21 protein-coding genes are annotated in these 20,338 nt (G+C 36.1%); 13 read left to right on the top strand and 8 right to left on the bottom strand.

Annotation, left to right across the window (positions count from 1 at the left end; genetic code table 11):
- Positions 1-80: 80 nt before the first annotated feature.
- Positions 81-596: a DUF4251 domain-containing protein gene (locus tag G551_RS16090; RefSeq protein WP_169558802.1), complete on the bottom strand. Its 516-nt coding sequence runs from the start codon at positions 594-596 to the stop codon at positions 81-83.
- A 131-nt stretch (positions 597-727) separates the two neighbouring features.
- Between G551_RS16090 and G551_RS0101545 the strand changes: the two genes are divergently transcribed.
- On the top strand, positions 728-1,081 hold the full coding sequence (locus G551_RS0101545; RefSeq protein WP_169558803.1) for a hypothetical protein: 354 nt from the start codon (positions 728-730) through the stop codon (positions 1,079-1,081).
- Between the two features lie 2 nt (positions 1,082-1,083).
- Here the strand turns inward: G551_RS0101545 and G551_RS15220 are convergent, their stop codons facing one another.
- The gene (locus tag G551_RS15220) at positions 1,084-1,731 is read right to left on the bottom strand and encodes a hypothetical protein (RefSeq protein ID WP_051191173.1); all 648 of its coding nucleotides are present in this window, start codon (positions 1,729-1,731) and stop codon (positions 1,084-1,086) included.
- A 203-nt stretch (positions 1,732-1,934) separates the two neighbouring features.
- Between G551_RS15220 and G551_RS0101555 the strand changes: the two genes are divergently transcribed.
- Positions 1,935-2,762, top strand: a complete 828-nt coding sequence (locus G551_RS0101555) for an OmpA/MotB family protein (protein ID WP_027883912.1) — start codon at positions 1,935-1,937, stop codon at positions 2,760-2,762.
- A gap of 88 nt (positions 2,763-2,850) precedes the next feature.
- Here the strand turns inward: G551_RS0101555 and G551_RS0101560 are convergent, their stop codons facing one another.
- Positions 2,851-3,966 carry a DEAD/DEAH box helicase gene (locus tag G551_RS0101560; RefSeq protein WP_027883913.1) on the bottom strand — a complete coding sequence of 372 codons (1,116 nt, stop codon included), beginning with the start codon at positions 3,964-3,966 and terminating at the stop codon, positions 2,851-2,853.
- A 156-nt stretch (positions 3,967-4,122) separates the two neighbouring features.
- Here G551_RS0101560 and G551_RS0101565 point away from each other — a divergent pair, with 156 nt between their 5' ends.
- A complete protein-coding gene (locus G551_RS0101565; RefSeq protein WP_036243080.1) occupies positions 4,123-4,527 on the top strand; it encodes a thioredoxin domain-containing protein in 405 nt (134 codons plus the stop codon).
- A 74-nt stretch (positions 4,528-4,601) separates the two neighbouring features.
- Here G551_RS0101565 and G551_RS0101570 read toward each other — a convergent pair whose 3' ends face one another.
- Positions 4,602-6,569, bottom strand: a complete 1,968-nt coding sequence (locus G551_RS0101570) for an aconitate hydratase (protein WP_027883915.1) — start codon at positions 6,567-6,569, stop codon at positions 4,602-4,604.
- A 186-nt stretch (positions 6,570-6,755) separates the two neighbouring features.
- Between G551_RS0101570 and hpf the strand changes: the two genes are divergently transcribed.
- A complete protein-coding gene (hpf, locus tag G551_RS0101575) occupies positions 6,756-7,061 on the top strand; it encodes a ribosome hibernation-promoting factor, HPF/YfiA family (protein ID WP_027883916.1) in 306 nt (101 codons plus the stop codon).
- 66 nt (positions 7,062-7,127) lie between these two features.
- Here hpf and G551_RS0101580 read toward each other — a convergent pair whose 3' ends face one another.
- From G551_RS0101580 to G551_RS0101590, 3 genes are all read right to left on the bottom strand, one after another.
- Positions 7,128-7,823 (bottom strand): OmpA family protein, encoded by a 696-nt coding sequence (locus G551_RS0101580; RefSeq protein WP_027883917.1) that lies wholly within the window; start codon positions 7,821-7,823, stop codon positions 7,128-7,130.
- 19 nt (positions 7,824-7,842) lie between these two features.
- Complete coding sequence (locus G551_RS0101585) at positions 7,843-8,328, bottom strand: lipocalin family protein (protein ID WP_027883918.1); 486 nt, start codon at positions 8,326-8,328, stop codon at positions 7,843-7,845.
- Between the two features lie 123 nt (positions 8,329-8,451).
- The gene (locus tag G551_RS0101590) at positions 8,452-10,461 is read right to left on the bottom strand and encodes an alpha-ketoacid dehydrogenase subunit alpha/beta (protein ID WP_036243082.1); all 2,010 of its coding nucleotides are present in this window, start codon (positions 10,459-10,461) and stop codon (positions 8,452-8,454) included.
- A gap of 164 nt (positions 10,462-10,625) precedes the next feature.
- Here G551_RS0101590 and G551_RS0101595 point away from each other — a divergent pair, with 164 nt between their 5' ends.
- The 7 genes from G551_RS0101595 (at position 10,626) to G551_RS16520 (ending at position 16,964) form a co-directional block, all read left to right on the top strand.
- Entirely contained in the window at positions 10,626-11,588 is a 963-nt protein-coding gene (locus tag G551_RS0101595) for an isopenicillin N synthase family dioxygenase (protein WP_027883920.1), read from the top strand.
- 4 nt (positions 11,589-11,592) lie between these two features.
- Positions 11,593-11,922, top strand: a complete 330-nt coding sequence (locus G551_RS0101600) for a translation initiation factor (RefSeq protein ID WP_027883921.1) — start codon at positions 11,593-11,595, stop codon at positions 11,920-11,922.
- A gap of 3 nt (positions 11,923-11,925) precedes the next feature.
- Positions 11,926-12,858, top strand: a complete 933-nt coding sequence (locus G551_RS0101605) for a DUF1835 domain-containing protein (protein WP_027883922.1) — start codon at positions 11,926-11,928, stop codon at positions 12,856-12,858.
- 2 nt (positions 12,859-12,860) lie between these two features.
- Positions 12,861-13,736: a nucleoside phosphorylase gene (locus G551_RS0101610; RefSeq protein ID WP_027883923.1), complete on the top strand. Its 876-nt coding sequence runs from the start codon at positions 12,861-12,863 to the stop codon at positions 13,734-13,736.
- 70 nt (positions 13,737-13,806) lie between these two features.
- Positions 13,807-15,855: a polyphosphate kinase 1 gene (ppk1, locus tag G551_RS0101615; RefSeq protein WP_027883924.1), complete on the top strand. Its 2,049-nt coding sequence runs from the start codon at positions 13,807-13,809 to the stop codon at positions 15,853-15,855.
- The gene (locus G551_RS0101620) at positions 15,855-16,706 is read left to right on the top strand and encodes a substrate-binding domain-containing protein (RefSeq protein ID WP_027883925.1); all 852 of its coding nucleotides are present in this window, start codon (positions 15,855-15,857) and stop codon (positions 16,704-16,706) included. Before ppk1 ends, G551_RS0101620 begins: the two co-directional genes overlap by 1 nt.
- Positions 16,707-16,778: 72 nt before the next feature.
- Positions 16,779-16,964: a hypothetical protein gene (locus G551_RS16520; protein WP_156876732.1), complete on the top strand. Its 186-nt coding sequence runs from the start codon at positions 16,779-16,781 to the stop codon at positions 16,962-16,964.
- Here the strand turns inward: G551_RS16520 and G551_RS0101625 are convergent.
- Complete coding sequence (locus G551_RS0101625; RefSeq protein ID WP_027883926.1) at positions 16,933-17,598, bottom strand: uracil-DNA glycosylase; 666 nt, start codon at positions 17,596-17,598, stop codon at positions 16,933-16,935. The two genes, G551_RS16520 and G551_RS0101625, sit on opposite strands and share 32 nt — an antisense overlap.
- Positions 17,599-17,643: 45 nt before the next feature.
- Between G551_RS0101625 and G551_RS0101630 the strand changes: the two genes are divergently transcribed.
- Both G551_RS0101630 and G551_RS0101635 read left to right on the top strand, forming a co-directional pair.
- On the top strand, positions 17,644-19,827 hold the full coding sequence (locus tag G551_RS0101630) for an endonuclease MutS2 (RefSeq protein ID WP_027883927.1): 2,184 nt from the start codon (positions 17,644-17,646) through the stop codon (positions 19,825-19,827).
- A complete protein-coding gene (locus G551_RS0101635; protein ID WP_027883928.1) occupies positions 19,827-20,243 on the top strand; it encodes a thiol-disulfide oxidoreductase DCC family protein in 417 nt (138 codons plus the stop codon). Before G551_RS0101630 ends, G551_RS0101635 begins: the two co-directional genes overlap by 1 nt.
- Positions 20,244-20,338 lie beyond the last annotated feature (95 nt).

The following is a 20,338-nucleotide window of genomic DNA, read 5'->3' on the forward strand; positions in this document are numbered from 1 at the left end:
TAAAATAGCTCTATAATTTATATTATGTAAAATAGAATATTTTAGAAAGTAAGTAAAATTCATTCCTAACTCCTTTCTCATTATTTAATAGTATCTAATTTTTGTATGCGTCCATCGTAACTAATGTTATCCCGCTGATTACTTCTTACAAAAGTCTGCACGTTTTTATTGGGATAAACGGTAATTTTAAAATCGTAAGCTTCCGTTTGCTGTGTGCCGCTAAACGTGATGATCTGATTTCCTTTTTTGTCTTCGGTCATTTGCAGTTCTTTTGGTTTGCCGGTAAATTCAATTCCACTGGCGCTTCCATAACCTCCGCTAAATTGACGAACTCCGAAATATGGTAAAAATATACTTAGGCTATCTTTTGAATACATGCGTACATAATTAGGATTTCCGATTAACGAAATTTGATTAGCTCTTAAAGGTTGCATCCAGCGATGCTCAATTTCAAAAGATGAATTTTGTAAATATTGTTCAATTTCTTGAGCGTTGCGCTGTTGTTCTGGCAGGGATTGACTGGTTTTACAACTCAGCATTACCAGTACTACAAAACCCGTTGCCACTAGCATAATATCTTGAATTTGCTTTTTCATTTTTTCATTTAAAATAAGCATTATGATTAAAGATCGCTGCAATTTTCAGTCAGTTTTAGCATAACTTCTTAAAAATAGTATTTTTGTGCTTTACTATTTCAATTTAGTTTAATTCCTTTAATTTCAATACTTTGATGAATATTTTGCGATGTTTTGGTTTCAAATATTGGTTAGTAGCTGGTGGTATACTTAGCGCATTCAGTTGTGAACCCCAACCACCTGCGGTAAAGAGCAAAGCCTTGATCATTCATAAAGAAATAGCGCCTTCTGCCCTTAAGTACAATAAAATTACCTACACGATCAACTTTGTCTCAAAAGAAGATACGCTTACTAAAAAGTTTTTTGTCGATATGGTAAATGGCTCCGGGAGGTATAAAATTGGCGATAGTATTTTGGTTTACCATCGCCAAGCTGAAAATTTTGAAGTTGAAAAAACCGAACTCTATTCGTCGTTTCGGTGGAATCGTAATCTTCAAGTAGAATAAGCTTATTCTGTTTTTACAACAATAAATGAAGCTTTATAGCCGGTTGCTAAATTCCAGATATTGGAATTGATAATTCTTCCGCTTTCATCTAAGACTTTAAATTCTGCAGTATTGGGTCCCGATTGTCCTTGGTTTAAAGCTTCGATTTCAATTTTATTAAACCCCTCTTTAAGTTCTAAGTAAACCGTTTTGTACTGCCCTTCCAGGTAAATTTTGTCGACCACTACTTCCCCATCTTTATAAACTCTTACCATATCGCCATCCACCGCTTGATGATCACGACAGATAATTTTTATTTGTCCGCTCTTGGTTTTAAAATCTCCTAAATACTGGTTTTGTTTAAACTTATCGCTCATCTCCTTCTCCGGTTCTTGCTTTAAGTATTTAGGATCAAAATCAATTTCAGGATCGATAAAACCTTCATTTTCGGTGATATCGATTTTCTCTTCCTTTTGCTCTAAACGTGCCGTTTGTGGCCTACGGTAAAAGTTATTGTTCTTTTTACTTAAACTTGGAGCACTTCGAGTGGTCGAATTTAATTGATTAGGCGTACTCAAGGTATTTCCGCCGGTAACGGTGTTCGGGCTATCAAGTTGCGCAAAGGCTGAAACGCCTAAAAGGCTAAATAATAATAAAATTAAGTTTTTCATATCCGTATTAATCTAAGTCTAAATTACTCATTTTAAGATAATATTTTCATTTTAAAATCAATAATCTTACCAAAAATAAGCTTTCACAAGACTTGTGTAAATTTTCTACAGGTCTTTTTTAACAGAATTATAAGTTTTCAGAAAGATATTTTAAGAATCAAAAGCCATTATTTCGTTGATACGAACCGATAAATATTCAAATTATGAAAAAAGTAATGATGCTTTCTGCAGTTTCTTTAAGCCTTCTATTAGGCTCCTGTGTTTCTAAAAAGAAATATACAGAATTAGAAACCCAGCTCGACAACACCCAGAGCGAGTTAATGAAGACAAGAGTAGACAAAGAAGACTGTGAAGAAAAGTACGCGCAAGTACAAGAAAGAGTCTCCAATTATTACGCTAAAATTAATTCGTTACAAGAAGAAAATGATAACAAGCTAGAAATGGTCGATAATATTGCGGCGATGTCTACCAAATCTAAAGAAGCGATGCGCAAAACTTTAGCTAAAGTAGATCCTGAAAAGCTGAAAGATGCTAAAACCTTAAGCGATTCTATTGATGTGGCCGTTTCTTACAATTTAACCAAGTCGTTAAATGAAGGGGAAGATGACGGGATCGATATTAATGTGGAAGAAACCGTAGTACAAATTACCATTTCTGATGAACTATTATTTAAAAGTGGTAGTTATTGGGTAAATCCTAAAGCGAACAAGTTATTAGAAAAAATCGCTAAAGTAGTAAAGTCTGAACCTTCGATGGAAGTCTTGGTAGAAGGTCATACCGACGATCAAACCATTGTTGAAGATTCTTATTTAGAAGATAACTGGGATTTAAGTGTGCGTCGTGCGACTTCGATCGTTAGAGTATTACAAGATAAATACGGTGTTGAGGGTAAGCAATTGATCGCTTCCGGTCGTAGTAGTTATATGCCCTTAGATGATAATGAAACTGCTGAAGGAAGAGAAAAAAACAGAAGAACTCGTATTTTGATTTTACCTAATTTAGATAAGTTTTTAGCGATGTTAGAATCTTAATAATGATCTTAGCTAACTAACCAGAAATAAAAAAAGGTGCTTTTCTCAAAGCACCTTTTTTATTATAAGTTTATAAAGAAGGGAGAAATTACCTCACTCGCTCCTTAAATTTAATATCCAAAGATTGTTCAATTTCTTTTAACTGCGGCAATTCGTGTGGTAAAATGAGTGCTAACGAAATTCCCGAATTCCCTCCACGAGCAGTTCTACCACTTCGGTGGGTGTAATAAGCTAAACTTTCCGGTAATTGATAATGAATCACAAAAGCTAGGTTATTGACATCGATCCCACGAGCAGAAACATCGGTAGAAACTAAGTATTGCAATGTTCCTTTTTTAAAAGCACGCATCACTTTTTCTCGATCGCGTTGCTGCATATTTCCTTCCAAGGCATCTACCGAAAAGCCTTCTTCTTTTAAACTTTTGGTTAGTTTTTGAGCTCCGGCTTTGGTTCGGGTAAAGATAATTCCGCGTTCTTGTCCGCGCTCATCCAATAAACCTATCAACACATCATCTTTATCTTGTCTAGCAACCTGAATATATTGATGCGTGATATTTTTGTTAACCTGATTCGCATTCGGTTCGATACGAATCGCTTTTGAAGACATATATTTTTTGACTAACTGATTTAATTCAGCAGGCATAGTGGCGGAGAATAACCACGTATTTTTCTTAGTTCCGGTATATTTCAGAATCTTATCGAGATCTTCTTTAAAGCCCATGCTCAACATTTCATCGGCTTCATCTAAGACTAAGGTTTTAATGTGCTTCAAGTCTAACGCGCCACGTTCGATCAAGTCCAGCAATCTTCCCGGTGTCGCTACCACAATATGCGTGGGTCGCTTGAGGTTATTGATCTGAATTTGTATTTTTTCACCACCATAAACTTCCTCGGTAAAAATCTTTCCGTCTACGTATTTGGTAAATTTAAAAAGCTGCTTTTTAATCTGTTGCGCTAATTCTCGAGTTGGTGCTAAAATTAACGCCTGAATTACTTGATTTTCAATTTCAATATCCTGAAGAATTGGCAAACCGTAAGCTGCGGTTTTTCCGGTTCCTGTTGGCGCTAAACCAATAAAATCGGTCGATGTTGCTAAAAGTTGCGGAATGGTTTCTTCTTGAATTTCAGTAGGATTAACGATCCCTAATTCTTTTAAACCTTTAATTAAATCTTGACGAATGCCTAATTGCTGAAACGTACTCATGAGTTTTATTTTCTTGCCGCAAAGTTACATTTATAATTGCTTCTGAATACTACTTTTTTCCAGAGATCATTCAACTTGCTAAAAAAATGATAAAAACTTTTCTAATCGCTTAGATTACGCGTACTTTAAAGTAAATGCTAATAAAAAAAGAAAATTATGTCAGTACTAGCTAAAAACCAAAGACAACTCACCGTATATTATGATTCTAAAAGCGAGCTCGGTAAAAAAGTAAGAGCCCATGCAGAATCTTCTAAATTAAAAGTGCTTCCGGTAGATTTATTACAATCAAATTTAACGGGAACAGAATGGGCTGAAGTGGCAGAATTACTAGGAGTTACCGTAGATCAATTGATTGATCAGGATCACCCGATTTTTAAAGAAATTTACGGAGAAAAGCATGTGGAATTAGATGAAAATGATGCGATCAAAGTTTTAGAAAAAAATCCGGAAACGCTTGTATTTCCTATTGGTATTCGTGGTAACCGAGCCATACAAGTAAAACAATCTAACGATTTAAAATCACTTTTTGATACCGATACCGGAGAAATTCCGCAGCCGTAAAATTTTAAAACTGAAATTAAAAAAAGCCTGAATACTTAAGTATTCAGGCTTTTTTGTTTTTGAATTGAAATGAATTAATTCAGCTTCTCTTTAAAATCGTTGATGATTCCTCCTTTTAATAAGACTCTAATTTGTCGGTCACTCATCGAATGTTTGGTAGGAACGCTTATTTGATCTCCGTTTTCTTTTACAATTTGAACTTCGATCGTTTCTTTATTTTTTACGGCTTCTCTAAGATTTGACAATTTGATCGTATCGCCTTGTTCAAATTTTTCATAATCTTTATTATTTTCAAATTCTAACGGAAGGATCCCGAAATTCACCAAATTTTGCCAAGCGATTCTGGCATAACTTTTCGCAATTACTGCCACTTGTCCTAAATATTTTGGTGCAATCGCAGCGTGTTCCCTACTCGATCCCTGCGCATAATTTTCCGCAGCTACAACTATATGTCCGCCAAATTGATCTTTGGTTTCCATCGCACGATCGTAATAAGTCTCATCGATTACCGTAAACGCATATTTACTAATTTCGGGTAAATTACTTCTGAAGGGCAATACCTCTGCTCCCGCTTTTAAAATTTCATCGGTTGAAATGTTATCGCCCATTTTTAATAAGACCGGAACTTCAGCATTATCTTTTAATTCTTCAATATGCGGAAGCGACTTAATATTAGGTCCTTTCTGTAATTCTACACTTTCATTATCTTCTACGGGACCAACCAACATTTCAGTATTGATGATATGAATTTCAGGATCTACATATTCCGGATATTTCATATCATATAATTTTTCCATATCTCTCGGATCGGTAATTTTTCCGGTTAAAGCGGAAGCTGCCGCAGTTTCGGGACTACATAAATGAACTTGGTCGTCTTTGGTACCACTACGATCGGGGAAGTTTCTTGGCATCGTTCTTAGACTAATCGTTCCGCTAGCCGGCGCTTGCCCCATACCAATACAACCCATACAACCACTTTGGTGAAAACGACCTCCGGCAGTGATTAAATTTCCGAAGGTTTTGATGTCGATCATATTTTGAATGATCTGTCGAGAAGTAGGATTAATGTCTAAACTTACTTCCGCGTGAACGGCTTTTCCTTTTACGATCTCTCCGGCAATCCAAAAATCACGTAAGCCCGGATTGGCAGAAGAACCAATCACACACTGACTTATTTCTTTACCCGCAACTTCACTCACTGGTACGACATTACCGGGGCTTGTAGGTAAAGCGATTAAGGGAACCAACTCATCCAATACAATTTCATCGTGGAGATCGTACTCGCAACCTTCATCGGCTTTTAGTTCTTTCCAATCCTCTTCTCGAGTTTGTGATTTTAAAAAGCGTTTGGTCTCTTCATCACTTGGGAAAACAGTGGTGGTCGCTCCCAATTCTGCGCCCATATTAGCGATCACGTGACGGTCCATCGCACTTAAATGTTTTAAACCATCGCCATAATATTCGATAATTTTACCCACGCCGCCTTTTACATCGTGACGTCGAAGCATTTCTAAAATAATATCTTTAGCACTTACCCAATCCGGAAGTTTACCGGTAAGCTTTACGCCCATTACTTGAGGCATTTTTACATAATAAGGCTGGCCGGCAATCGCTGCGGCAACATCTAAACCTCCCGTACCAATGGCCAACATTCCTAAAGAACCGGCAGCACAACTGTGACTATCGGAGCCGACTAAAGTTTTGCCGGGTTTCCCGAAACGCTCCATATGAACGGGGTGACTTACCCCATTACCGGGACGACTAAACCATAATCCGAAGCGCTGAGCTGCAGATTTTAAAAATAAATGGTCGTCGGCATTTTTAAAATCGGTTTGCAGTAAGTTATGATCTACATATTGAACGGCGACTTCTGTTTTTGCGCGATCTAAACTCATCGCTTCTAGTTCTAACTGAACCAAAGTACCGGTGGCATCCTGTAATAAAGCTTGGTCTATTTTGATCCCGATTTCTTTGCCGGGAACAAGTTCTCCTTCAATTAAATGATCGTTAATAAGTTTTTGGGTAACGTTGAGTGCTGCCATGTTAGTTTTTTCTTTTAATTAATTTTTTTATCCCTTAATTTAAAGAATATAGAAGGTAATTAATTGATGTTTAACAAGTTTTTAGGCTTGTTGAAGTTTATAGGAAAAACTTGCTAAATCGGTATTAAAAAAATAGGATTAACTCCAGTGAAATCGTATCTTTAAGATGAATTAAAACAATTAACTATGGATACAAATTTTAACTACGTTCACGTAAGTGCGAGCGAAAGATTAGAAGAGTTTACAAAAGAAAAACTTGATAAATTAAAAGAGCGTTTTGACTTTATTGTTAGCGCCGAAGTATTTTATAAAACCGAAAATTCAACATCGAAAGATAAAGGAAGAATTGCTGAAATCCAGTTAAGTGTTCCCGGTCCTCGAATTTTTGCTTCTGCCAACGAAGAAAATTTTGATATGGCCGTTAGTAAAACGATTTCTGAATTAAAAACTCAGTTACAGAAAAAGAAAGAAAAGATGCAAACGCATCATTAAAATCATAACCACAAAAAAAAGCCGCTGAAATTTCAGCGGCTTTTTTTATAGCTTCTATTTTGTAGATTAATTAGTTTGTTGTGCTGCTTCTTCTTTCATTTCTTCATTCGCCACAATCGCTAACTCTACTCTTCTGTTTTTTGCTCTTCCTTCTGCTGTAGAATTATCATATTTTGGTTGGGTTTCTCCATACCATTTGGTGGTAAATCTTCCGCTAGCTAATCCGTGACCGGTTAAATAACTGGTTACCGATTGTGCTCTTTCTTTAGAAAGAGTCATATTGTAAGCATCGGCCCCCGTGTTATCGGTATGTCCTTCTACCAATACATTGGTGTTGGGATATTCTTTAAAAATACCTACTAATTTATCTAAAGTTTCTTGAGATTTTGCATTGATGTTAGATTTATTAGTCGCAAAATAAACTCCACTATTTTCATCAAAAGTTACGCTAATTCCCTCACCTACTCTGGTTACTTCAGCACCAGGAATTTCTTGTTCAATTTCTTTCGCTTGTTTATCCATGCGGTTCCCGATGTAAGCTCCGGCAGCACCACCAACTACTCCACCAATAATAGCGCCTAAAGCGGTATTATCACCATCGCCAACATTGTTACCAATAACTCCACCAATTACAGCACCACCGGTAGCACCAATAGCTCCGCCTTTTTGGGTGTTATTCGCATTTTTAACGGCATCACAACTGTAAAAAAGTAGTGATAATGCCATCACGACTACTAACGATTTATTTGCAATTTTTTTCATAATCTATTTTTTAGTTGAATTAATAATTAGACTTTATAAAACTCATACGTATTTTAAAAGGCTGACCTTCATAAGAAACCGTTTGTTCCCAAACCATATTGGTTTCGGTAAGAGAAACTAGATTTAGGCGAAAACCGGTATTTATTTTTCGAGCATTTTCCCCTTCAGCAATTGGCTTTAATGTAAAATCGTACAAACCACTATCCGGCGTTTCTTCCTGAACCGCCCAAGCAAAATTTCTCGTTCCGCTCATACAATCGGCGCCTGAAAGGGTGTAAGTTCCTTTATTATTATTGTTCACAAAATTCCACGAAGAGTTTCTAAAACAGTTAGCAGAAGCGTCTTGAAATAAAGTAACATCTACAAATCCTGAATTATTAGGGTAAGTAATATTCGTAAGCGTCCAATCTCCCGAAAAGGTTCGCTCGGCTTGTCGTTCGATTTTGGTAGTTCCACAGGCTACTAATAATAAGCAGACCGCAACTACAGAAAAGATTTTTTTCATAATTTAAAAATGATTGGTTATCAACTTTGTTCAAATGATTTCCATCAAATTTAAATTCAGCCTCGTTTTTTTGGATGAATATTAAGAATGTTTAACTATAAATTGTTAAAGTTTGCCTAAGAATTAATAGGCTAAAAGTTCTTCTAAGCTAGTCGCTAAGCGATGTTTAGCCAAATATTTCTCTTCCAAATTCGCTGCGAAAGGAATTGGTGTTGGCAAACTAGCTACACGTTTGATCGGTGCATCTAAGTCTTCAAAACAATGCTCTGCAATAAGCGCAGAGATATCAGACATGATTCCGCCAAACATCGAATCTTCTTGCAATAACAATACTTTACCGGTACGTTTTACTGAATTGAAAATAGCTTCTTCATCTAAAGGTTGAAGAGTTCGTAGATCGATCAGATCGGCATCGATTTCTGCATTTGAAGCTAAATGATCTAGCGCCCAATGAACCCCGGCGCCATAGGTAATGATACTTACCGAATTACCCTCTTTTAAATGAGCAGCTTTACCTAATGGAATTGTAAAATAATCTTCTGAAACTTCTTGACGAATACTTCTATATAAAGCTTTATGCTCAAAAAAAAGCACAGGATTCGGGTCTTCGATGGAAGCGGTTAATAAACCTTTCGCATCCTGAGGAAAAGCAGGATAAACTACTTTTAAACCGGGAGTTTTAGTGAACCAGGCTTCATTGGTTTGGCTGTGAAACGGTCCGGCACCAACTCCTGCTCCACAAGGCATTCTTACCACGACATCGGCATTTTGATTCCATCTGTAATTTATTTTTGCGAGGTAGTTCACGATAGGATTAAATCCGCTAGAAACAAAATCGCCGAATTGCATCTCGACGACTGCTTTCATCTTATTCATAGAAAGTCCCATAGCAGCAGCAACTATTCCGGATTCACAAATCGGTGTGTTGCGAATTCGATCTTTCCCGAATTTTTCTACAAAACCTTCGGTAATTTTAAAAACCCCGCCATAATCGGCGATGTCTTGTCCCATCACCACTAACTCATCGTACTTTTCTAAAGATTGACGTAATCCTTCCGAAATGGCATCGATCAATCGAATTTCTTTTTTAGCGGAAGTAGGTTTTGTTTCGGTAAATTGAAAAGGCGCATACACATCATTTAACTCCTCTTCTACCGTAGAGTTTATCGGCTCTTCAGCATTGGCTAATTTTAGATGTTCGTTGATCTCTTTTTTTATGGCTTTTCTAAATTGTGTATCTTGTTCTTCGGTTAGGGTTCCCTGTTCTAATAAATACTGCTGAAAATTAGTAACCGGATCTTTTTTCTCCCAAGTATCCATTAATTCCTGCGGAACATATTTGGTACCACTCGCCTCTTCGTGACCGCGCATTCTAAAGGTTTTAAACTCAAGAAGTACCGGTCTTGGGTTTTTACGAAGGCTAATGGCGATCTCGTTTACTTTTTGGTAAACTTCTAAAATATTATTACCATCGATGATATGTGCTTCCATCCCGTAACCTTTTCCGCGATCGGCAATATGCTCGCAGAAATACTGTTCGTTGGTGGGCGTTGAAAGTCCGTAACCATTATTTTCAATACAGAATAAAACCGGTAATTGCCAAACGGAAGCAATATTGAGGGCTTCGTGAAAATCTCCTTCACTGGTACCGCCTTCTCCGGAAAATACAGCAGTTACTTTCTTTTCATTTCTTAATTTATGAGCCAACGCAATCCCATCGGCCACACCTAATTGCGGACCCAAATGCGAGATCATTCCTACGATTTTGAATTCTTGCGTACCAAAATGAAAACTACGGTCTCGCCCTTTGGTAAAACCACTCTTTTTACCTTGCCATTGTGAAAATAACCGATGTAACGGAATTTCTCTGGTGGTAAATACCCCCAAATTTCGGTGCATCGGTAAGATGTATTCTTCTTTTTCTAAAGCAGAAGTTACTCCTACAGAAATCGCTTCTTGCCCAATACCGCTAAACCATTTCGAGATTTTACCCTGTCGAAGCAGCACTAGCATTTTTTCTTCAATTAAACGGGGTTTTAAAAGGCGCTTGTACAGACTTAATTGTACCTCTTTTGAAGTTTCAAATTGAGCAAAATTGAATAAACTTGTTTCTGCGGTAGTTACCGATTTCATAAATATTAGAAATGTTTTTTATCAAAATTATAATATTTCATCATTCAGCCTAATAAAATTCAGACTATTTTAGTTAAGAAGCCTATTTAAAAGAATATTAGCAAAACCTTACTATTAAAAATTAAAGAAATTCCTTAGCTTTGTTTTATTCCAAAACAATACATATGTCTATTAATAATATACCTAGCGTAGATCTTGCCGATTTTATTTCTGAAGATCCTAAGCGTAAAGAAAAATTTGTCAACGAAATTGGTAAAGCCTACGAAGAGATCGGGTTTGTTTCTTTAAAAAACCACTTTTTAAGTGACGATCTAGTCGAAGAACTTTATAAAGAAGTAAAAGCTTTTTTTGATTTACCGGTAGAAGTAAAACAGAAATACGAAATCGAAGGGCTTGGCGGACAGCGTGGTTACATCTCTTTTGGAAAAGAACATGCCAAAGGAAAAAAAGAAGGAGATTTAAAAGAATTTTGGCATTTTGGGCAAGAACCTGATGAAGATGCCAATTTAAAAGAAGATTATCCTGCTAACGTTCAGGTGGAAGAATTAAAAGACTTTAATCCTACCGGGATGGAAGCTTACCGAATGCTTGAAAAAACCGGGATTTATGTGCTGCGTGCTTTAGCAATTTACATTGGTTTAGAAGAGCATTATTTTGATCATTGGGCAAGCAACGGAAACAGTATCTTAAGACCTATACATTACCCGCCAATTACCGAAGAACCAAAAGGTGCGGTAAGAGCCGGTGCACACGGAGATATTAACTTGATTACGCTATTAATGGGAGCTTCTACCGGCGGACTTCAAGTCTTAAGAAAAGATGGCGAGTGGATCGATGCGAAACCTGCAGAAGACGAATTGGTGATTAATGTGGGTGATATGTTAGAGCGTCACACCAATAATAAATTACGTTCAACCATTCACCGCGTGGTGAATCCACCAAAAGAACAATGGGGTGAACCTCGCTACTCTATTCCATTTTTTATGCATCCGCGAAGTGATATGCGTTTAGATTGTTTAGACGAATGTATCGATGAACATCATCCAAAACAATATGAAGATATTACCGCAGGAGAATTTTTACACCAGCGTTTAGTGGAAATTGGATTAATTAAAGAAGACAAGTAATCTAATGGATTTACAAGACCAGCTTAAAAATCTGTTTCCCGATCACGAGCCAGAAGAAACTCCGCAAGAAGATAATGTTCAAGACAATCTTTGGCTACAAGACGATCCTTTGATTTGTAAATACGAAAAGCGTAAAGGGAAGCCCATCACGATTATTGAAGGTTATACCGGTGCCGATGAAGATTTTAAAAAACTAGCCAAAGAGATCAAAACCACTTTAGGCGTTGGCGGTAGTTTTAAAAACGAGAAAATTATCATTCAGGGAGATTATCGTCCGCAAATCATGGAAATGCTGCAAGATAAAGGCTTTCAAGTAAAACGCGTTGGCGGATAATCTATGGCGAATAATATGCTTCATATTACCAATGGCGATAGCCTTACCGAGAAAATGAGTCAGCTCAATCTTCCCGGAGAAGTGGTTGTTTGGCGAGAAATGCTCTGTGAAGGTGAAACTGTACAAGAGATTGGTTGTGAAGAATTTATTAAAGCACGACAATCTTTTTTAGAGAAATTCTACCAAATTCCGCCTGAAGATTATGAAGTGAAATTTGTTTCGCAATTAAAAAAACTAGCTCAAGCCGAAGATTATGATGAAATTATCCTTTGGTTTGAGTTCGATTTATTTTGCCATATTAATATGGTGGCGGCCATTTCGTATTTATTTCAGCTCAATATTCAAAAGCCTATTTACTTAGTTTGTAGCAAACGCTTAAAAGGTGAAAAAAAGCTTCAGGGTTTATCGCAACTTACACAAAAAGAACTGCTGAATCACTTCAACCATAAAATTTTACTGAATGAAGATGATCTCGAACTCGCAGAATTAGTGTGGAAACTTTACTGCGGTAATAATCCGCTTCGCTTAAAACCAGAGATCAAGAAAAACTCAAATTTCGAGTATTTATCGAGTTGTTTGCGAGCTCATATTGAGCGTTTTCCGAATGTGAAATCAGGATTAAACTCATTAGAAGCTAATCTGTTAAAACTAATCGTTTCACATACCATTACCAGTCACAATCAGCTTTTAGGTTATTCATTAGAATATCAAGGTTATTATGGGTATGGCGACTCCCAAATGCTACGTATAATCGATAATTTAAAGTCATTTATGTATTTCGATAATCATAAATATACCCTGACCGAAGAAGGCAAAATGGCTTTAAATAAATCGCAGAATTTCTACCAAGAACTCAAAGACGATTTGTATTATGGTGGAGCAAAAAAATACGACTTTCTCTATGATGACGAATCGCATCACTTATTAAAATTATAACCATGCCTATTAAGGAATCTGAACTTGTGTTAAATGAAGACGGTAGTATTTATCACCTTCATCTACTTCCCCATCAAATTGCCGATACCATTATTACCGTTGGCGATCCTGAGCGTGTGGAAAAAGTAACAAAACACTTTGATGAGATCGAAGTAAAAGTTAGTAAACGAGAATTTCATACCCAAACCGGAAGTTACAAAGGAAAACGAATTACTGTCATTTCCACAGGAATTGGTACCGATAATATCGATATTGTTTTTAATGAATTAGATGCTCTTGCCAATATCGACCTGAAAACGCGAGAAGTAAAAACAGCGCTTAAAAAATTAAACTTTATAAGAATTGGGACTTCGGGAGCTATACAAAAAGATATTCCGATCAATTCCTTAATTGCTACAGAAACGGCTATTGGTTTTGATAGTTTGCTTCATTTTTACAAAAGTGAAACCATACAAGATACCAAGATCGCTTCAGAAGTTTTACAGCAATTGGCGATGGCGAGTTTTAAAGCCCGACCGTATGTGATCAAAGGTTCAAAAAAATTACTGAAGTATTTCTCTTCGTTTGAAGAAATTAAAACCGGTATTACCGCGACCAATGTTGGTTTTTATGCTCCACAAGGGCGAGTTTTGCGTGCCGAATTGCAAGATGAACATTTTATGCAAAAGCTCTCTAATTTTAAATACAACAAACAAAAGATCACGAATCTCGAGATGGAAACCAGCGGAATTTACGGTATGTCTCGACTGTTAGGCCATCGTGCTATTTCTCTCAATGCCATTTTAGCCAACAGAATTACAGGAGAATTTAGTAAAAATCCGGAAGAAATTGTTAACCAGCTCATCACCTTTACATTAGACAAGATCGCGGCATTCTAACGTTTTTATTTAACAGAACTTTAAAAATGGCTAAGCCCGCTAATTTGTAGTTTTAGCAAAAATTTATTTGATGACAGAAACGCAAGACGAAAGGTTTCAGCATAGAGATTTAGACTGGCTTAATTTTAATGAACGGGTATTGCAAGAAGCCGCCGATAAAAGCAATCCTGTATTAGAACGCTTAAAATTTCTGGCCATTTTCTCTTCGAATTTAGATGAATATTATCGGGTTCGTGTTTCTCAACTGCGCCAAATAAAAAAAATCAAGAAAAGTCTTCGTAAAAAACTTGCGCTAAAACCTAATAAAAAGGTAAAGCAAATCATCAAAGAAGTTAAAGAGCAACAAATTCAATTCGGTCAGATTTTTAAAGATGAAATTTTACCGGAGCTTGCTGAACATCATATTCATCTTATTCAACATCAAGATTTCTCGAAAGATCAATTCGTTCAGGCTAAACTTATTTATCAAGATAAAATCAAAGAACATCTTGAGCCACAGTTGGTCGATTTTGAGAAGAAAAATCAGTTATTTTTAGAAAATAACACCATCTATTTTTTTATCACTTTTGAAAATTGTGAAGAAGCCGGTGTCGTTAATATTCCGGTAGAACAAGTCGGTAGGTTTATCGAGCTTAAAAATGAAGGTAAAGAGCATTTCATCAGTTTTATTGATGATATTATTCGTGCAGAAATTCATGAAGTTTTTCCGAAGCGAAAAGTCGCCGGTATTTACCAAGTAAAAATGTCTCGTGATGCTGAATTGTATATCGACGATCAATTTAACGGAGTGTTAGCGGAAAAGATTTATGAATCGCTAGAACAACGTACCGACGGGCAACCTACACGTTTGTTGTACGATGCAGAAATGCCCAAAGAACTTCAGAAGAAACTTCGAAAGCATTTAGGTTTAGGAAAAATTGATATGATGCCGGGCGGGAAATATCATAATTTTAGTGATTTTTTCTCCTTTCCCGATCCTACAGATAATTCAGATTTAAAATACGAAGACCTCACTCCTATTCCACATAAAAATTTTGAAGCAACAAGCGATTATTTTAAGTTAATTAAAGATAAAGACCAATTACTGCATTTCCCCTATATGTCTTTTTCGTACGTAGAAAATTTAATAGAACAAGCAGCTGAAGATAACGATGTTGTTTCGATCAAGATTTCTTTATATCGTGTTGCCGATGAGTCTGCTTTAACCAGTTCGTTGCTAAAAGCTTTAGAAAAAGGAAAAGAAGTAACCGTTTTTATTGAAGCAAAAGCACGTTTCGATGAAGAAAATAACATTACTTGGGGAAGAAAATTTGAAGAAAAAGGAGCCAATGTTATTTACAGTTATCCCAAAATTAAAGTCCACTCCAAGATCTTTTTAATCGATAGAATCGAAGCCGGAGAAAGCGTAAAATATGCTTATATTGGTACCGGTAATTTTAATGCAGAAACCAGTAAGTTGTACTGTGATCACGCCTTATTTACCGCCCATAAAAAAATTACTAAAGAACTCGACCGGGTTTTTAAAGTTTTAGAAGGTGAATTAATTATTCCCCGAGCAAAAAACTTATTAGTTTCTCCTTTTGAAACCCGAAGAGAATTCACCCAAATGATTCTCCACGAGATTGATGAAGCTGAAGCGGGTCGTGAGGCGAAGATCACTGCTAAAATGAATAGTTTAGAAGATGAAGAAATTATTGATCTGTTGTATCGTGCCAATAAGAGCGGCGTTAAAATTCGATTGTTAGTTCGTGGATTTACTTGTTTGATCGCCGGTGTAAAAGATTTAAGTGAGCATATTTATATTACCAGTATTTTAGATCGATTTTTAGAACATGGAAGAATATATATTTTTCATAATGGCGGCGAAGAACGTATCTTTATGGGCAGTGCCGATTGGATGAACCGAAATTTAAACCGTCGAATCGAAGTTTTGGCACCTATTTTTGATGAAGACATCAAGCAAGAATTAAAAGAAATTTTACAACTTCAATTAAACGATAACGTAAAAGCGAGAGTCCAAGACTATACCGGGAAAAATGAATATGTAGCTCACGATGAAAAAAAGCCTATTCGTTCTCAATATGAAATTTATAAGTATTTACAGAAAAAACATTCTTAATGACGAAGATTACCGTTGGTGGCGTACCAGAGCATTTTAATTACCCTTGGCATATTGCCATTAGAGAACAGCTTTTTGAAAAAGAAGGCATCGAAGTAGAATGGATCGATTTTTATGGCGGAACCGGAGAACTAAGTGAAGCCTTAAAAAATAATGAGATCGATATTGCTATTATGCTTACAGAAGGTATTGTGAAAGAAATTATCGAAGGTAGTAACTTCAAAATTTTACAAAACTATATCTCTAGTCCGTTAATTTGGGGTATTCACGTTGCTGCTAATTCTCAATATAAGTCAATTTCAGATTTAGAACATACCAAAGCCGCTATTAGCCGTTATGGTTCAGGTTCGCACCTGTTAGCTTATGTTAACGCTAAAAATCAAGGTTGGAATACGCAAGAATTAGATTTTGAAGTCGTGAATGATCTTTCCGGTGCTATTGAAGCTTTACCCAATGATGATGCGCAATATTTTATGTGGGAGCATTTTACCACCAAACCTTTAGTCGATGACGGCACCTTTAGAAGAGTTGGCGATTGCCCGAGTCCTTGGCCGTGTTTTGTCATTGCTTCTACAGAAGATTACCTAAATGTGAATTCTTCAGCGATTGAAAAATTACTTTCTGTTTTAAATACGATTACCGAAGATTTTAAAAATATTGAAAATTTAGCCGAGATTTTAGCGGAAGAATACCAGCAAAAAGAAGAAGATATTGCTTTGTGGTTAGAAAAGACAGAATGGGGACAACAGCAAATTAAAAAAGAAACCATCGAAGAAACTCAAAATCAGTTATTTGATTTAAATCTCATCGAGAAAAAGCTCCCTTTTAAGAACTTTGTAGCAAATTCTTAATTTTTTCTAAAATAAATACGCAACCATTTCGTTATTATTGCGTCTACCTTGTAGAACCAGTAAAACGAATATATGCTAACCTTTCTTATCATCTTAGGATGTTTACTACTTCTAAATGTTTTAATCTTTATTTTTAGTAGGAATAAAGTGGAAGACACAAGCGCGCCTAAACATAAGCGTGCTACTTATGAAGAAGAAGTAAGAAAAGTAAATACGCAACGATCGGTTACCACTCCACAGCTTCAAGATGCTTCGTAGTTAAAAACGCATTGGTTTTGCTAAAATGTTTATTCCCAAACCAATAGCCTCTGTTTGCACTTAAAGGTGAAGGATGCCCGGAAGTTAAAATATGATGCTTATTTTTATCAATGAGCTTAGCTTTTTTCTTTGCAAAACCTCCCCAAAGTAGAAAAACAACATTTTCTTTTTCTGATGAAATCGTAGAAATTACCTGATCGGTAAATTGCTCCCAACCTTTACCTTGATGACTCGCAGCTTCATGTGCTCTAACCGTTAGGGTGGCATTCAGTAATAATACGCCTTGCTTTGCCCAACGCTCTAAATTTCCGGTTTTAGGAAATGGCTTTCCAAGATCTTGCTCAATTTCTTTGAAAATATTAATTAATGAAGGTGGCATCGCAATATGATCTTTTACAGAAAAGCATAAACCGTTCGCTTGATCTATTCCGTGGTAAGGATCTTGACCAATAATTACCACTTTTAATTCATCAAATTTACAATGATCAAAAGCTGCAAAAATATCTTGGCCTTTTGGGTAACACGTATGGTTTTGGTATTCATTTTTTACAAATTCGACCAAATCTTTAAAATAGGCTTTGTCAAATTCTTCATTTAAATGCTTTTTCCAGCTTTCATCTATGTTTACCTTCATAAAATATTCTTTAAATTTGCGTCGCTACGAATGTAGAAAATTGCTATGATAAAAATAACAGAAAAGACTTTAAAAGACTTAGAATTTCCGACGGTTTGCCAACAAATAAGTGAATTTTGTGTCACTGATCTCGGCCGTGAAAAATGCTTACAAATTCAGCCTTTTCAGAAAGCCTCAGAAATTTTATTTTCTTTACATCAAACCAACGAATATAAATCTTCAGAACTTCAGGAAACCCGCATTCCTAATCACGGTTTTGATGCGATCGATAACGAAATTAAATTTCTAAATATTGAAGAAAGTATTTTAGAAGTTGCGGGCATTCGTAAAATTCAGTCCATTTCTAATACGGTAAATGCGCAGATCTTATATTTCAGAAAATATAAAGAGATTTACCCAAGCCTTTACCAAACTACCGATGAAGTAGAATTTACCAAACATTTGGTAGAGAAAATCGATGAGATCATTAATCATTTTGGAGAAATTAAAGATGATGCTTCGCCGCTACTTCAAAAAACACGAAGAGCGATTAATTTAGTACGCGGACAAATTAATTCGAGCTTTTCCAGTGCGCTTTCCAAATACCACAGCGCCGGATATTTAGATGAAATTAAAGAAACCGTCGTAGAAAATATTCGGGTATTGGCGGTAACAGCTATGCATCGTCGTAAGGTAAAAGGTTCTATTTTAGGAAGCTCTAAAACCGGAAGCATTGTTTACATTCAGCCGGAAGCAACTTTGCAACATGCCCGAGAATTAAATAACCTTCAGTATGAAGAAAAGCAAGAAGTAAAACGCATTCTAAAAGAGCTTACCGAATATATTCGACCGGCTCGCCCGTTATTAATTCAATACCAAGAATTATTAAGCGAGATCGATGTGATCGCGGCAAAAGTGACCTATGCTAAAAAATTAAATGCGGTTTTACCTAAAATCACAAAATCTAGGGAGTTGGAGTTAAAAGAAGCTTATCACCCACTCCTCTATTTAACCAATAAAAATTCTAACAAAACAACGCATCCGCAAGATATTTCGTTAATGCCTGATAACAGGATTATTGTAATTTCTGGTCCGAATGCCGGCGGAAAAAGTATTACTCTAAAAACCGTTGGTCTTTTGCAGGTGATGTTGCAAAGCGGAATGTTAGTTCCCGTTCACGAATATAGCAGAATGTGCTTTTTTATGAAAGTTTTAACCGATATTGGTGACAATCAAAGCATTGAAAATCACTTAAGTACCTACTCGTACCGTTTAAAGAATATGAAACATTTTCTTCGGAAATGTGATGACAAAACCCTCTTTTTAATCGATGAATTTGGGACCGGAAGTGATCCAGAATTGGGTGGTGCTTTAGCAGAAACCTTCTTAGAAGTTTTTTACGAGAAAAACAGCTACGGAATTATCACAACGCATTACGCCAATTTGAAGAAAATGGCGCAGGAAACCGAAGCGATTTCAAATGCTAATATGTTGTTTGATTCTAAAACTTTAGAGCCGGTTTACAAACTACATTTAGGAGAAGCCGGAAGCTCTTTCACCTTTGAGGTCGCTCAGAAAAACGGAATCCCGTATAGCTTAATTAACCGCTCTAAAAAGAAAGTAGAACGCGGTAAAATTAGATTCGATAAAAGTATTGCCAAATTACAACAAGAACGTTCTAAGCTATCTAAAACCACTTCGAGCTTAAAAGAAAAAGAAGAAAAAGCTGCGGAAGAACAACGACGTTTAGATGAAATTAATGCGAAAGTTCAGCAAAAATTGGAAGGTTTTCAAGAGTTATACGACAGTAATCAACGTATGATTTTCTTAGGTCAAAAAATAGATGATCTAAGTGAGAAATTCTTCAACAACAATAATAAAAAAGCTTTAATTGGCGAGTTTTTAAAATTGGTAGCGATCGAAAATTCGAAGCGTAAAAAAGAATCGAAAAAGAAAAAAGAAGCCAAGAAAAAGCAAGAGCAAAAAATAAAACAAGAAGCTGAAAAGAAAATTCAGGTGATTCGTGTAAAGAAGCAAGAAGAGAAGAAAAAACAAGTTGAAGAAGAAAAGAAAGCGGAAGAAAAGAAAATCGTCTCTTTTAAAGTGAATGACCGTGTACGTTTAGAAGATAGTCGCTCGGTAGGAACGATCGATAAAATTGAAAAAGGAAAAGCAATCATCAATTACGGAATGTTTACCACCGAGGCCGATTTAAGTAAATTAGAACTGGTGCAACGCGCTAAAAAATAATGCAGGAACTCCCAAAACATAAAAAAATAATATTATTCGATGGTGTTTGCAATCTGTGCAATAACGCCATCAATATTATTATTGATCACGATAAAAAAGATATATTTCGCTATGCTTCCTTACAAAGTGAAATTGGGCAGCAACTTACCCAAGAACGTGGGATCGATACTTCTGAAATCGATTCGATGATTCTAATCGATCCGGGAACTGCTTATTACATTAAATCGACGGCAGCCTTGCAAATTGCCAAGCATCTATCGGGTGGTTACAAATTATTGAGTTATTTTCTATTTCTACCGGAAGGTTTTAGAAATATGGTTTACGATGTAATCGCCAAAAATCGGTATAAATGGTTCGGGAAAGAAGATCATTGCCGCATCCCTACTCCAGAACTTAAAGCGAAATTTTTAGAGTAATTTTAAATTGAATGATTTCTTATGCCAACGTCATTCCGGGCTTGACCCGGAATCTCATCATCATTTGAAATGAAATTTAGACTTGCTTTTTTCTA

The sequence above is a fragment of the Mesonia mobilis DSM 19841 genome (genome assembly GCF_000423405.1).
Taxonomy (GTDB): Bacteria; Bacteroidota; Bacteroidia; order Flavobacteriales; family Flavobacteriaceae; genus Mesonia; species Mesonia mobilis.

What these genes read in the sequence shown, in the direction of transcription:
- G551_RS16090 (WP_169558802.1), bottom strand. Translation starts at nt 596, where the DNA reads ATGAAAAAGCAAATTCAAGATATTATGCTAGTGGCAACGGGTTTTGTA.
- G551_RS15220 (WP_051191173.1), bottom strand. Translation starts at nt 1,731, where the DNA reads ATGAAAAACTTAATTTTATTATTATTTAGCCTTTTAGGCGTTTCAGCC.
- G551_RS0101555 (WP_027883912.1), top strand. Translation starts at nt 1,935, where the DNA reads ATGAAAAAAGTAATGATGCTTTCTGCAGTTTCTTTAAGCCTTCTATTA.
- G551_RS0101560 (WP_027883913.1), bottom strand. Translation starts at nt 3,966, where the DNA reads ATGAGTACGTTTCAGCAATTAGGCATTCGTCAAGATTTAATTAAAGGT.
- G551_RS0101565 (WP_036243080.1), top strand. Translation starts at nt 4,123, where the DNA reads ATGTCAGTACTAGCTAAAAACCAAAGACAACTCACCGTATATTATGAT.
- G551_RS0101570 (WP_027883915.1), bottom strand. Translation starts at nt 6,569, where the DNA reads ATGGCAGCACTCAACGTTACCCAAAAACTTATTAACGATCATTTAATT.
- hpf (WP_027883916.1), top strand. Translation starts at nt 6,756, where the DNA reads ATGGATACAAATTTTAACTACGTTCACGTAAGTGCGAGCGAAAGATTA.
- G551_RS0101580 (WP_027883917.1), bottom strand. Translation starts at nt 7,823, where the DNA reads ATGAAAAAAATTGCAAATAAATCGTTAGTAGTCGTGATGGCATTATCA.
- G551_RS0101585 (WP_027883918.1), bottom strand. Translation starts at nt 8,328, where the DNA reads ATGAAAAAAATCTTTTCTGTAGTTGCGGTCTGCTTATTATTAGTAGCC.
- G551_RS0101590 (WP_036243082.1), bottom strand. Translation starts at nt 10,461, where the DNA reads ATGAAATCGGTAACTACCGCAGAAACAAGTTTATTCAATTTTGCTCAA.
- G551_RS0101595 (WP_027883920.1), top strand. Translation starts at nt 10,626, where the DNA reads ATGTCTATTAATAATATACCTAGCGTAGATCTTGCCGATTTTATTTCT.
- G551_RS0101600 (WP_027883921.1), top strand. Translation starts at nt 11,593, where the DNA reads ATGGATTTACAAGACCAGCTTAAAAATCTGTTTCCCGATCACGAGCCA.
- G551_RS0101605 (WP_027883922.1), top strand. Translation starts at nt 11,926, where the DNA reads ATGGCGAATAATATGCTTCATATTACCAATGGCGATAGCCTTACCGAG.
- G551_RS0101610 (WP_027883923.1), top strand. Translation starts at nt 12,861, where the DNA reads ATGCCTATTAAGGAATCTGAACTTGTGTTAAATGAAGACGGTAGTATT.
- ppk1 (WP_027883924.1), top strand. Translation starts at nt 13,807, where the DNA reads ATGACAGAAACGCAAGACGAAAGGTTTCAGCATAGAGATTTAGACTGG.
- G551_RS0101620 (WP_027883925.1), top strand. Translation starts at nt 15,855, where the DNA reads ATGACGAAGATTACCGTTGGTGGCGTACCAGAGCATTTTAATTACCCT.
- G551_RS16520 (WP_156876732.1), top strand. Translation starts at nt 16,779, where the DNA reads ATGCTAACCTTTCTTATCATCTTAGGATGTTTACTACTTCTAAATGTT.
- G551_RS0101625 (WP_027883926.1), bottom strand. Translation starts at nt 17,598, where the DNA reads ATGAAGGTAAACATAGATGAAAGCTGGAAAAAGCATTTAAATGAAGAA.
- G551_RS0101630 (WP_027883927.1), top strand. Translation starts at nt 17,644, where the DNA reads ATGATAAAAATAACAGAAAAGACTTTAAAAGACTTAGAATTTCCGACG.
- G551_RS0101635 (WP_027883928.1), top strand. Translation starts at nt 19,827, where the DNA reads ATGCAGGAACTCCCAAAACATAAAAAAATAATATTATTCGATGGTGTT.